At 62.2% G+C, this 11,919-nt stretch carries 14 protein-coding genes; 1 reads left to right on the forward strand and 13 read right to left on the reverse strand.

The genetic code is table 11. The annotated features are described in order from the left end of the window. Window positions 1–46: 46 nt before the first annotated feature. Window positions 47–478 carry a metal-dependent transcriptional regulator gene (locus I2E26_RS04005; RefSeq protein WP_147587821.1) on the reverse strand — a complete coding sequence of 144 codons (432 nt, stop codon included), beginning with the start codon at window positions 476–478 and terminating at the stop codon, window positions 47–49. A gap of 128 nt (window positions 479–606) precedes the next feature. Here I2E26_RS04005 and pepT point away from each other — a divergent pair, with 128 nt between their 5' ends. Continuing rightward, window positions 607–1,842 carry a peptidase T gene (gene pepT / locus I2E26_RS04010; protein ID WP_195419695.1) on the forward strand — a complete coding sequence of 412 codons (1,236 nt, stop codon included), beginning with the start codon at window positions 607–609 and terminating at the stop codon, window positions 1,840–1,842. A 119-nt stretch (window positions 1,843–1,961) separates the two neighbouring features. Here pepT and I2E26_RS04015 read toward each other — a convergent pair whose 3' ends face one another. From I2E26_RS04015 to I2E26_RS04070, 12 genes are all read right to left on the reverse strand, one after another. Next, the gene (locus tag I2E26_RS04015; protein ID WP_195419696.1) at window positions 1,962–3,131 is read right to left on the reverse strand and encodes an LCP family protein; all 1,170 of its coding nucleotides are present in this window, start codon (window positions 3,129–3,131) and stop codon (window positions 1,962–1,964) included. 14 nt (window positions 3,132–3,145) lie between these two features. Next, window positions 3,146–4,429: a UDP-N-acetylglucosamine 1-carboxyvinyltransferase gene (gene murA, locus I2E26_RS04020; protein ID WP_195419697.1), complete on the reverse strand. Its 1,284-nt coding sequence runs from the start codon at window positions 4,427–4,429 to the stop codon at window positions 3,146–3,148. Between the two features lie 95 nt (window positions 4,430–4,524). Beyond that, complete coding sequence (gene atpC / locus I2E26_RS04025) at window positions 4,525–4,923, reverse strand: ATP synthase F1 subunit epsilon (RefSeq protein ID WP_370511754.1); 399 nt, start codon at window positions 4,921–4,923, stop codon at window positions 4,525–4,527. Between the two features lie 3 nt (window positions 4,924–4,926). After that, the gene (atpD, locus tag I2E26_RS04030; protein WP_147587825.1) at window positions 4,927–6,360 is read right to left on the reverse strand and encodes a F0F1 ATP synthase subunit beta; all 1,434 of its coding nucleotides are present in this window, start codon (window positions 6,358–6,360) and stop codon (window positions 4,927–4,929) included. Continuing rightward, on the reverse strand, window positions 6,360–7,271 hold the full coding sequence (gene atpG, locus I2E26_RS04035; RefSeq protein ID WP_195419698.1) for an ATP synthase F1 subunit gamma: 912 nt from the start codon (window positions 7,269–7,271) through the stop codon (window positions 6,360–6,362). The genes atpD and atpG overlap by 1 nt, the downstream gene beginning before the upstream one ends. Window positions 7,272–7,276: 5 nt before the next feature. Beyond that, on the reverse strand, window positions 7,277–8,890 hold the full coding sequence (atpA, locus tag I2E26_RS04040; protein ID WP_147587827.1) for a F0F1 ATP synthase subunit alpha: 1,614 nt from the start codon (window positions 8,888–8,890) through the stop codon (window positions 7,277–7,279). A 4-nt stretch (window positions 8,891–8,894) separates the two neighbouring features. Next, window positions 8,895–9,377: a FoF1 ATP synthase subunit delta gene (locus I2E26_RS04045; protein ID WP_147587828.1), complete on the reverse strand. Its 483-nt coding sequence runs from the start codon at window positions 9,375–9,377 to the stop codon at window positions 8,895–8,897. Continuing rightward, the gene (atpF, locus tag I2E26_RS04050; protein WP_147587829.1) at window positions 9,367–9,972 is read right to left on the reverse strand and encodes a F0F1 ATP synthase subunit B; all 606 of its coding nucleotides are present in this window, start codon (window positions 9,970–9,972) and stop codon (window positions 9,367–9,369) included. Before atpF ends, I2E26_RS04045 begins: the two co-directional genes overlap by 11 nt. Window positions 9,973–10,020: 48 nt before the next feature. Further along, window positions 10,021–10,215, reverse strand: coding sequence for an ATP synthase F0 subunit C (locus tag I2E26_RS04055; protein WP_117679766.1), 195 nt, complete (start codon window positions 10,213–10,215; stop codon window positions 10,021–10,023). Between the two features lie 114 nt (window positions 10,216–10,329). Beyond that, window positions 10,330–11,130 carry a F0F1 ATP synthase subunit A gene (atpB, locus tag I2E26_RS04060; RefSeq protein ID WP_147587830.1) on the reverse strand — a complete coding sequence of 267 codons (801 nt, stop codon included), beginning with the start codon at window positions 11,128–11,130 and terminating at the stop codon, window positions 10,330–10,332. 51 nt (window positions 11,131–11,181) lie between these two features. Then, entirely contained in the window at window positions 11,182–11,478 is a 297-nt protein-coding gene (locus I2E26_RS04065; RefSeq protein ID WP_195419699.1) for a hypothetical protein, read from the reverse strand. A 229-nt stretch (window positions 11,479–11,707) separates the two neighbouring features. Continuing rightward, the coding region (locus I2E26_RS04070) for a uracil phosphoribosyltransferase (protein WP_304515624.1) at window positions 11,708–11,919 on the reverse strand (212 nt) is incomplete at its 5' end.

An 11,919-nucleotide genomic window follows, 5' to 3' on the forward strand; every position in this document is an offset into this window, starting at 1 on the left:
CTTCTCGGCCGCCTCGCGATCGTAGCGTTCGAACCTCTCGTCCACGCTAATCCCTGCCCATGGAGATGCCCTGCGCCTCGAGGTAGCGAAGCCAGCGATCCATGGTGTCCTCGGAGAGCGCGTGCTCCATCATGCACGCCTCCTCATCCGCGCGCTCGAATGAAACGCCCAACTCCTGGATGAGAAACGTGCGCAGGAGACGATGCCGGTACCACACGGCCTCGCCGATCTTGCGGCCCTCGTCGGTGAGCATAACCTTGCCGTAATGCGACTGGTCGACGAGCCCCTGGCTCTTGAGCGCTGCCACCGCCTTGTTGACCGAGGCCTTCGACACCTCGAGCTGGGTAGCGATGTCGACGGAGCGCACGCCGAGCCCGGCATGCTCGCCCGCCTCGCCCTCGAGTCGCACGATGCACTCGAGGTAGTCCTCGTTTGCAACGGTAAGACGCCGCGCCCGCGACGCACCGATCGTTTCCATAGTGGCATCCCCTCTTTCTAGCCTGTCTGTGATTCTACCCCATCCCCGCGACATCGCGCATATGCGTCGACGCAGGCGCCGCGCACGCTATAGTAAGGAGACGCCATCTTATATCTCAAGGAGGAATCATGAGCACAAGCGATGTTCTCGAGCGCTTCCTGCGCTACGTGCAGGTCGACACGCAGTCGGCCGACGAGCACTGCGACCAGGTGCCCTCGACCGCCATCCAATTCGACCTTGCCAACATGCTCGCCGACGAGCTGCGCGCCCTGGGCGCTCAGAACGTGACGGTCACCGAGCATGCATACGTGACCGCCCACATCCCGGCATCCACCGGCGCCGAAGGCAAACCGCGCCTCGGCTTGATCTCTCACCTCGACACAACCGAGCAGGCACCCGGCTTCGGCGTGAAGCCGCATGTGGTCTCCTACACCGGCGGCGACCTCGTCTGCGGCGTAGTGGATGGCACCCCCGTCGCCATCGGCCCCGAAAAGGTTCCCGCCCTCCGCGATCTCGAAAACGAGGACATCGTGTGCACCGACGGCACCACGCTGCTGGGCGCCGACGACAAGGCGGGCATCGCCGAGATCATGGCGCTCGTAGCCCGTCTCGCGCAGAACCCCGAGCTGCCCCATCCGCCGCTGGGCATCTGCTTCTGCCCCGACGAGGAGATCGGCCACGGCGCCGAGCTGCTCGACCTCGATTCATACGGCTGCACGTACGCCTACACGGTCGACGGCGGCCCCATCGGCGAACTCGAATGGGAATGCTTCAACGCGGCCGAGGCCGTCGTCTCCTTCCAGGGCTTTTCGATTCATCCGGGTGACTCTAAGAACCGCATGGTCAACGCCGGCGAGCTGTTCCATCGTTTCCACGGCCTGCTGCCCGCCGTACAGCGACCCGAGTACACCGAGGGATATGAGGGCTTCTACTACCTCGAGGGCGTCTCGGCGACAGTCGAGCATGCTACGGCGCGCTACATCATCCGCGACCACGACGGCAGGAAGTTCCAGGATAAAATCGACCTGCTGCTCAAGGCTGCCGAGTTCGTGAATGCCGAACAGGGATGCGAGCGCGTGCACGTCGAGATCAAGCAGCAATATCGCAACATGGCGGAAGTTGTGGCCGAGTACCCCGAGCTCATCGATCTTGCCAAGGAGTCCTTCAGCGCTGCGGGCGTCGAGCCCCACGTCATTCCCATCCGCGGCGGTACCGACGGTGCACAGCTCTCCTTCCGCGGACTGCCCTGCCCCAACCTGTCCACGGGCGCCTACTGCTGCCACGGCGTGAACGAGTTTATTCCGGTGGCGTCGCTCGAGAAGATGGTCGACGTCCTGCAGGAGCTCGTAGCTCGTTTCGCCTAGGCAGAGAGCGCGATTCACGGCATCTCCGCGTGCACCCCATAGGGCGCGCACATGAAAACGGCCCCGAAGCACACAGCGTGCTTCGGGGCCGTTGCATGTATCACAAGCGATCGCGCTGGCTACTCCTCGATAACCTCGCCCTCGGTCTCGGTACTGGAGTTGGACACGGTGGCGGTGCCGTTGGACCAATCGGAGGCGCTGTTGTTGGACAGATCGCCCGTGGTGGCGGACGACTCGCCCGTAGAGCCCATGGTCTGCGGACCACGCGGGTCCTCGCCGGCTTCGACGCGCTCCATCATCTGCGCGAGCTCCGCCTCGTCAACGAAGACGTAGCTCACCCCGCCGACATACGTGTCGGCGCCCGCCCAGGACGGGATGTTGGCCGACCAGATCTCGTCGGTGTTCATACCGCGCATCGCATTGGCAAGCGCGGCGATATCCTGGATGCTCATGTCGGTATCGATCATGTCGGACAGCGACTCGACCAGCGGAACGATATTGGTGGCGTCCGTCTTCTCAAGCAGCGTCTTAGCGAGTGCGGAGATGAAGATGCGCTGGTGGCGCATACGGGTGTAATCGCCATCGGCGAACGCGCGCGAGCGGCAGAAGGCCAGGGCGGAGGCGCCATCAAGCGTCTGCACGCCAGGCTCGATAACCATAGGGCCCGCCTTGGGGTCGTCGATCTTATCCGGCACGTTGCACTCGACGCCGCCCAGGGCATCTACCAGCTGTTCCATACCCTCGAAGCTCACCTCGGCATAGTGCGAGATCTCGACGTCGCAGAGCTTGTTGACGGTCTTGACGACCTCTTCCGGACCGCCCAGCGCGTGTGCCGCGTTGATCTTAGCCGTCTCGCCGTTGCTGAGCGTGACCATGGTGTCGCGCGGAATGGAGATGAGCGTAACCTGCTTGCCCTTAGGGTCGATGCGCGAAAGCACGATGGTGTCTGAGCGGAAGCTGTCCTCGCCCGGACGGCCGTCGGTGCCCAGCAGCAACATGTAGAAGGGCTCCCTCGTCACGTTGCTGTCGACCAGCGTTGCCAGGAGGTTGTCGGTAATCGAGGCGCCGCGCAGCTTGCCGGCGATATTGGATACCCACAGCCCGGCCGCGCTCGCGCCCGCGATGAGCACGCCGAGGAAGGTGCACAGCACCACGCGGCGGATCATGCGCCCGCGCCTGCGCTGACGGGCGCGCTCGGAATAGCGGCTCACGTTCTCTCGGCTATAGATGCGGCTGCTCGCGCCTGTGGACGGACGCCTGCCCTGCTGAATCGGTTTCTTGCTACCCATATACGTATCCTGCACTAATCATCGGATGGATCGGGAACGGATGCGGCTTCGACCACAGCACCCAGCGAGGTGAGCTTTTCGACGAAGCGCTCGTACCCGCGGTAGATATGATGGATGGCCGAGACCTCGGTGACGCCTTCTGCGGTCAGGCCGGCAAGCACGAGAGCCGCGCCGCCGCGCAGATCGGGGGAGACGACCTGGGCGCCCGAGAAGCCTTCGACACCGCGAATGATGGCATGATGGTCCTCGATACGGATGTGGGCGCCCATGCGCGATAGCTCGGACGCGAACATGAAACGGTTCTCGAAGATGTTCTCGGTAATGATGGAGCCGCCGTCAGCCAACGCCGACAGCACCATGACCTGTGCCTGCATATCCGTGGGGAAGCCGGGGAACGGGAGCGTCTGAATGTCGACCGGCTCGATGCGCTCAACGCGGTGGACGCGAAGGCCGTCCTCGATGCGCTCCGTCTTGATGCCCATCTGCTCCATCTTGCGCAGAACCATGCCCAGGTGCATGGGGTTGAAACCCGTGACCTCGACACCGGCCTCGCCCGCCATGAGGGCGCCGGCAACCAAGAACGTGCCGGCCTCGATACGGTCGCCCACCACGCGGTGCTCGACCGGATGCAGCTCGTCCACACCCTGGATGGTGACGACGGGCGTGCCGGCGCCCGTGATGCGAGCGCCCATCTTGTTGAGCATCGTAGCCAAGTCGACGATCTCGGGCTCGCGAGCCGCGTTGTCGATCACGGTCTCGCCCTTTGCGCGCACCGCGGCCATAATGAGGTTCTCGGTGGCGCCGACGCTCGCAAACTCGAGCGTGACCGACGAGCCCACCAGGCCCTCGGCGGCATCGGCGTAGATATATCCATGGTCGGTATCGAACGACACGCCCAAGGCTTCGAGGCCCAAGATATGCATATCGATCTTGCGCGCACCGAGGTTGCAGCCGCCCGGCATCGCGATCTTCGCCTTACCGAAACGGCCCAGCAACGGGCCCATGACCGCGGTAGAAGCACGCATCTTGGCAACCAGCTCGTAGGGAGCCTCCCAAGAATCCACCTGAGAGGTGTCGATAACCAAGGTATGCTCGTCGGCGACCTCGATGGTTGCGCCCATGCGCTTGAGGACCTTGCCCATCACATGAACGTCCGAGATGTTCGGCACGTTCGTGAGCGTAGTCTTGCCCGGCGCCAGCAGCGTGGCAGCCATAAGCTTAAGCGCAGAATTCTTTGCCCCCGAAACGTGCACGGAGCCCTCGAGCGTATGACCGCCCTCTACGCGAATGATATCCAAACGCTTACCCTTTCAAAAACATGCCCGGGGACGCGAGCGCCCCCGGGCATGATGCTCATCGCAAATAGGCTGCTCGGCGCATGCGCGCCTGACGTCTAATTGGCAAGCAAAAGCTTACACCATGCGATTTCATTATAAAGATACGAGCGGTGCGCATCGTCCTTAGACAGATTCAACAATGACTCTTCAAAACCTTGAATCTTAGCTTGAACCTTTTCGTGGTCGACCGTCGCCAGATCAGCGGCGCGATCTGCCAGCACAACCACCTCGTCTCCCGTGATCTGGGCATAGCCGCCGTCGACCGCGAACGTCTTGCTAACCGAGCCGATCGCTTCAAAGCAGATGCGGATGTAGCCGGGCTCGATGGTGCAGATCTCGCTGGCGTGTCGCGGAGCGACGCCGAGCATGCCGTCGGAAGACGGAATGGTCAGGTACACCGCTTCGCCATCGAACGCGCTGGTCTCGGGGCATACGATGCGGACGCGCATAGCCATAGCTTACGCCCCCATCTTCGCCGCGCGCTCGCGAACGTCGTCGATCGTTCCAGCATAGCGGAAGGCCTGCTCGGGCAGGTCGTCGCACTCGCCGTCAACAATGGCCGCAAAGGAGCGGACGGTATCGGCAACGCGGATGTAGACGCCGGGGTTGCCGGTGAACTGCTCGGCAACGTGGAAGGACTGCGACAGGAACTGCTGCAGCTTGCGGGCACGGTTGACCACCAGGCGCTGCTCGTCGGAGAGCTCGTCCATACCCAGAATCGCGATGATGTCCTGAAGGTCGGAGTACTCCTGCAGCATCTCCTGCACGCGAACGGCCACGCGGTAGTGCTCCTCGCCCACAACGCTCGGATCGAGCGCGTCGGAAGAGGAAGCCAGCGGATCGATAGCGGGATACAGGCCGAGCTCGGCGATGGAACGCGAAAGAACGGTGGTCGCATCCAGGTGGGTGAACGTGGTTGCCGGCGCCGGGTCCGTCAGGTCGTCGGCGGGAACGTACACAGCCTGGACGGACGTGATGGAGCCCGTCTTGGTGGACGTAATTCGCTCCTGCAGGTCGCCCATCTCGGTTGCGAGCGTGGGCTGGTAGCCAACTGCAGAGGGCATACGACCCAGAAGAGCCGACACCTCGGAACCCGCCTGCGAGAAGCGGAAGATGTTGTCGATGAAGAGCAGGACGTCCTGGCCGCGATCGCGGAAGTACTCCGCCTCGGTCAGGCCGGCAAGGCCGACGCGCAGACGCGCTCCGGGAGGCTCGTTCATCTGACCGTAGACCAGGCAGGTCTTGTTGATAACGCCGGACTCGCTCATCTCGAGGAACAGGTCGGTACCCTCGCGAGTACGCTCGCCGACGCCGGTGAACACAGACGTGCCGCCATGCTCCTGAGCCAGGTTGTTGATGAGCTCCTGAATCAGAACGGTCTTGCCAACGCCGGCGCCGCCGAACAGGCCGGTCTTGCCACCACGGATGTAAGGCTCGAGCAGGTCGACCGCCTTGATGCCGGTCTCGAAGATCTCGGTCTTGGTGGTGAGCTGGTCGAAGCTGGGCGCGGGATGGTGGATCGGGTAGTAATCCTCGACCTCGGGCATCTCCTTGCCGTCCACGGGCTCGCCCATGACGTTCCAGATGCGACCGAGGGTCTGCTTACCCACGGGCATCTTCATAGGTGCGCCGGTATCAACGACCTCCAAGCCGCGCTGGAGACCGTCGGTGGACGTCATGGCAACCGTGCGAACGACGTCGCCCGGCAGCTGGCTCTCAACCTCGAGGATCGTCTTTACGCGACCCACCGGGGTATCGGCATCGATGGTCAGCGCGTTGTAGATGTTCGGCACGCCGTCCTTGAATTTAACGTCGACGACAGCGCCGATGATGCGGACGATACGTCCAACACCCGCGGTCGCCGGAGCGTCGACGGACATGGTATCTGCCATTAGAAATCCTCCAATGCTGCGGCACCACCGATGATCTCGTTGAGCTCAGTCGTAATGGATGCCTGGCGTACGCGGTTGTACGTGCGCTTCAGATCGCTGATGATCGCCGTAGCGTTCTCGGTTGCCGAGTGCATGGCCTTGCGGCGCGCGCCCTGCTCGGCGGCAGCAGAGTCGATAAGGGCCTGCTGGATCACCGTGAGAACGTAGGTGGGAATCAGCTTTCCAAGCACGTACTCGGCGGAAGGTGCATAGGTAAACGGCGAGGTAAGACCCGTAGGGGCCTCGTTCTCGTTGTTGCGCGGTCCGCGGGCGGTCTTGAGCACCACGGGGTCGAGCGGCAGAATGCGCTCTTCGCGCAGCACCTGCTCGACACGGTTCTTCGCGTGGTGATAGATCACGTCGACGCGACCGAACTTCCCACTCGAGAAGCCGTCTTCGATGTAGCTCGAGATCGCGCGAGCGCGCTCGATGCTGGGGTCATCGGACTCTCCGACAACCCTCATCACCACATCGGGGTATTTGGAGAAATACTCCGTCACCTTGCGGCCGCACGTAATGAGCTCGATGCGCTTGGCGCCATGGCGGCGGAAGTGGTCGATGCGCTGGTCGACCGCGCGGTCGATCTGCACGTTGAAACCGCCGGCCAGGCCGCGATCGGAGCTAATGGCCACGATGAGGGCGCATTCGTACGTCTCGGGATTCGCAAGAAGAGGCGAGACCGTCTCGGACGCCGTATCGGTGGCGACCGTTAGCATGACGTCGGTAATGGCGTCACGGAAGGCCTCGGAGCTCTTCTCGCGATCAAGAGCACGCTTGATCTTCGCCGTCGCGACCATCTCCATAGTGCGCGTAATCTGCTCGGTGGTGGACACCGAGCCGATGCGCTTCTTTATTTCACGGAGGTTGGCCATCTGGCTTAGTTCCCCTCATTCTCCATGGAACCGGCTACCCCGGACTCGGCGCCGCGGGCGGCCATGAATTCTGCCTTGTAATCTGCAATAGCCTGCTCGAGCTTCTCGGCCGTATCGTCGTCGATCTTGCGATCGCCGATCTCGTCGAGTACCTTACCGTACGCGCCCTCCAGATACTGGATGAGCCCGTTGCGGAACGGGAGCACCTCGTCGAGCGACAAGTCGTCGAGATAGCCCTTGTTGCCGGCGAAGAGCACGGCGACCTGGGTGTTCACGGACATGGGCTTGAAGCGCGGCTGCTTGAGCAGCTCGGTCATGCGAGCACCATGCGTGAGCTGGCGCTGCGTGGCGGCATCGAGGTCGGAGCCAAACTGGGTGAAGCCGGCGAGCTCGCGGTACGCAGCAAGGTCCAAACGGAGGTTGCCGGCAACCTGCTTCATAGCCTTGGTCTGCGCAGAGCCACCGACGCGGCTCACGGAGATGCCGACGTCGACAGCGGGGCGCTGGCCCTGGTGGAACAGCTCACCCTGCAGGTAGATCTGACCATCCGTAATCGAGATCACGTTGGTGGGGATGTACGCGGAAACGTCGCCGTCCTGCGTCTCGATGATCGGCAGGGCGGTCAGGGAACCGCCGCCGTTCTCCTCGGAGAGCTTGCAGGCGCGCTCGAGCAGGCGCGAGTGCAGGTAGAAGATGTCGCCAGGGTATGCCTCGCGTCCCGGCGGGCGACGAAGCGTAAGCGACATCTGGCGATACGCGACAGCCTGCTTGGACAGGTCGTCGTAGACAACCAGCACGTGGCCGCCCGGATTGGTGCGGCTCGCAGGACGACCGTCTCGGCCGTTGTACATGAAGTACTCGCCGATAGCGGCGCCGGCCATAGGGGCGATGTACTGCAACGGCGCAGAGTCCGCAGCGGTAGCGCTCACGATGACCGTGTACTCCAGCGCATTATGCTGCGCCAAGGTCTCGCGGATGTTGGCAACGGTCGACGCCTTCTGGCCGATGGCCACGTAGACGCAGATCATGTCCTTGCCGCGCTGATTCAAGATCGCATCGATGGCGATAGCGGTCTTACCGGTCTTGCGGTCGCCGATGATGAGCTCGCGCTGGCCGCGGCCAACGGGGATCATCGCGTCGACGGCGAGCAGGCCGGTCTGAACCGGCTCGCACACCGGGGTGCGATCGATAACGCCCGGGGCCTTGAACTCGATGGGGCGACGATGGGTCTCACCCAGGGTGCCCTTGCCATCGATAGGCTGACCGAGCGGGTTGACGACGCGGCCAAGCATGCCGCGGCCAACAGGAATGTCCATAACACGACCGGTGGTACGGCACGCGTCGCCCTCCTTGATGGAGTCAACGTTGCCAAACAGAACCGCGCCCACTTCTTCGCGGTCGAGGTTCTGAGCCAAGCCGTACACGGTCTCACCCGTGATGGAACTGGTGAACTCCAGCAACTCACCAGCCATCGCGCTCTTGAGACCGAAAACGTGGGCGATACCATCGCCCACCTCGGCTACGTAGGATACTTCTTGGGTATCGACGGTAGCCGTCAGATCATACAGGCGTTGCTGCAGGATCTGCTCGATGTTCTCGGCACTAATTGCCTCGGACATGTGGCTATACCTCCGAATTCTTTACTGCATGAGTCATGACCTTGCGGGCCTGCTCGAGCTGATGACGCACGGATGCGTCACGGCGCCGACCGTTGGCGGACAAAATAAGGCCACCGATGATCGACGGGTCGACGCGTTCGATGAGGAACACGTTGCAGCCCAGGTCGAGCTCACACTTTTGGGTGATGAGCGCGCGCAGCTCGTTGTCGAGCGGTACGGCAGTGGTCACGGTGACGCCCATCGTCTGCTGGTCGCCATCGGCCATCTCGCTGTACAGATCGAGCACATCGCTCAGCTTATCAAGGTCGCCATGGGCGGCCATCTGGGACAGCACGGAGAGTACCTCGGGGCTCGCCTCGGCCTCGGCCTTCAGCGGAGCAAGGTTCTCGTAAACGCGGTCCTCGGTCTTTGCTGCCTCGAGCAGCGTGCGCGCGTAGGTTTCCAGCTTGCGCTTCTCGAAGCGCTCGCTGATCTGCTTATCGGCCATTGAGGGTGCCCACTTCCATGAGGTACTTCTTGATAAGCTCGCGCTGCTTGGCCTCGTCGTTGGCAAGGGTCTCGCCAACGATCTTGCCGGCAACGGCAACGGACATCTTTGCGATGGTGTCCGTCGCGCTTGCATAAGCGCGCTTCATTTCATCGTCTGCGCGGTCATGCGCCTTGGCGATGATGTCCTCGGCCTCGGAATGAGCCGCGGCGACGATGCGCGAGCGCTCCTTCTCGGCGTCGGAACGAGCATCAAGCACGATCTCGGAAGCCTTGCGGCGTGCCTCGGCCACGATGGCGTCTGCCTGGTCGCGGATCTCGGCTGCCTCGGCCTTGGTGGCGTCGGCCTCCTCGATGCTGTCCTCGATCTTGTGCTCACGGGCGTCGAGTACCGAGATGACCTTGGGCCACACGAACTTTGCCAGCAAGAACCAGATGATGAGGAAGATAACGAGCGCGGGCACGAACTCGGCCATCTTCGGGATAAGGATATCCGCACCGCCCGACTCCGTACCCTCGGCGAACGCCAGGGCGGGCGCGCTCAGCACCGAGGCGGCGGCCCCAAGCGTGATACCTGCGCGTGTAACGTTTTTCATGACTCCCCCTCGGGATCCGAAGTCCGGCGTCCTACTGAGAACACCCGACTATTTGACTACCAGTGCAACGACGAAGCCGATCAGGGCCAGAGCCTCAGCGAAAGCAGCGCCCATGATGAAGACGGTGAAGACGCGGTCCTGCACTTCAGGCTGACGAGCCATGGCGCTCGCAACGCCATATGCCGCAAGACCGATAGCGAGGCCAGCGCCAATAACACCGAGACCGTAACCGATAACTCCCACAATTCCTCCTTGAGTTCATGCGCCGCCTATCGACGCACTTTGAACACGATACCTATATCAAGCGCAGGCGAAGGGCGCCGCCGAGCGCCGCCCGTCCATGCGCCTGGTATCCAATTAATGGCCCTCTGCCTCTGCTCCCTGGATGTAGACAGCGGTGAGGACGGTGAAAACATACGCCTGAACGAAGGCAACGAAGATCTCGATCGCGTAGATAACAAACAAGATGCCCGCAAAAACGACAGACGGCAACGCGCCGAAGACGTTGGCAGCCGAAAGCTCCGTGATCAAGGGCTCGGCAAAGAGCGAGACCATGAGCGCGAAGGAGCCGAGCACGATATGGCCGGCGAACATGTTGCAGAACAGTCGGACGGCCAGCGTGATGGGGCGAAGCAGCGTAGAGATGAGCTCGATGAGCCAGACCAGGATGTTCAGCGGGAACATGACGCCCTTGGGCGCGAGACTCTTGATGTAACCCCACACGCCGTGATTCTTCATGCCCACGATGACGAAGTAGATGAACACGACGACGGCGAGGGCAGCGGTAGTCGAGATAGTGCCGGTGCCAGGCTTCATGCCGGGGATGATACCGATGATGTTGTTGACGACGATAAACATGAACAACGTGCCCAGAAACGGCAGGTGCCGACGCCAGGACTCTTTACCGAGGATGCCGACGCCCACGTCGTTCTCAAGATACTCCAAAACGAACTCCATGGCGTTGGCGAACCTGCCATGGGGAACGACCGAGACCTTTCGCGCGAAGGCAAACATCAAGACAAGGAGCACGATCGATGAGATGATGAGCCAAAACGTGTACTGGGTCACGCCGTGCATGAGGTCGCCGACCACGGGGATCGAGCTGAAGCTCGAAACGAGATGATTGATCTCGGCTGGCAGCTTATCGAACGCTTCCAAGGTTTCACCTTCCTTTTGTTCACCCGCACGCGGTCGCGCACGGGCTCGCAGCTATGAACGCCTACCGCACCTAATGGTATAGACGGCCAGAGCCGTCCAGCAAGCAAACAGGCTTAAGAGCTCCCCCGCAAGGAATACGATGAGCTCGTCTTCCCGCATGAGGTAGACCGCGGCGACCCCCGCCGACAACATGGCGAACGACACGAGCACGCTCAAGATCCCCTTGGGCAGGCTCGGCGCGCTCGTTCCCCGAAGCACCGGGTAGAGCGCAGCCATGAGCACGGCGAATGCGGCCAGGCCTATCGCGATTCCCAGGAGGGCAAACGGTATGTGGGAGCCAATGATCATCCCAGCGAACCGCCCATCCCCCTATCGACCCCGCTCGCCCCGAAGAGCGCTGGAATGCGGAATCGCGCGAACACTTGAGACTTTATTGTAGGCACTATTTTTCGGATTTCAACGAACTAATCGACCTCATTGCGGGGTTTTCGCCAACAGTGTTGGTTACGCAACAAACGGGGCGCGTACGCCGACTAACGGCACACGCGCCCGATAAAAAAGATGCACGATCTATGAATTATTTCGTACCGAAGATTCTATCGCCGGCATCTCCCAAGCCCGGAACGATATAGGCGTCCTCGTTGAGCTTCTCATCCACCGAGCAGGTGTAAACGCGCACATCGGGATCCGCGTCCAGAACGGCCTTGATGCCCTCGGGCGCCGCGATGAGCACCAGCAGGCGGACGTCCTTCACACCCTGGCGGCGCAGATACTCGATCGCCGCCGTGG

The sequence above is a fragment of the Collinsella sp. D33t1_170424_A12 genome (assembly GCF_015554865.1).
Lineage (GTDB): Bacteria > Actinomycetota > Coriobacteriia > Coriobacteriales > Coriobacteriaceae > Collinsella.

Bases quoted from the DNA above. Each gene is read 5' to 3' on its own strand.
- atpC (WP_370511754.1), bottom strand. From the start codon at position 4,923: ATGGCTATGCGCGTCCGCATCGTATGCCCCGAGACCAGCGCGTTCGAT.
- atpA (WP_147587827.1), bottom strand. From the start codon at position 8,890: ATGTCCGAGGCAATTAGTGCCGAGAACATCGAGCAGATCCTGCAGCAA.
- I2E26_RS04045 (WP_147587828.1), bottom strand. From the start codon at position 9,377: ATGGCCGATAAGCAGATCAGCGAGCGCTTCGAGAAGCGCAAGCTGGAA.
- pepT (WP_195419695.1), top strand. From the start codon at position 607: ATGAGCACAAGCGATGTTCTCGAGCGCTTCCTGCGCTACGTGCAGGTC.
- I2E26_RS04005 (WP_147587821.1), bottom strand. From the start codon at position 478: ATGGAAACGATCGGTGCGTCGCGGGCGCGGCGTCTTACCGTTGCAAAC.
- I2E26_RS04065 (WP_195419699.1), bottom strand. From the start codon at position 11,478: ATGATCATTGGCTCCCACATACCGTTTGCCCTCCTGGGAATCGCGATA.
- atpG (WP_195419698.1), bottom strand. From the start codon at position 7,271: ATGGCCAACCTCCGTGAAATAAAGAAGCGCATCGGCTCGGTGTCCACC.
- atpF (WP_147587829.1), bottom strand. From the start codon at position 9,972: ATGAAAAACGTTACACGCGCAGGTATCACGCTTGGGGCCGCCGCCTCG.
- atpD (WP_147587825.1), bottom strand. From the start codon at position 6,360: ATGGCAGATACCATGTCCGTCGACGCTCCGGCGACCGCGGGTGTTGGA.
- I2E26_RS04015 (WP_195419696.1), bottom strand. From the start codon at position 3,131: ATGGGTAGCAAGAAACCGATTCAGCAGGGCAGGCGTCCGTCCACAGGC.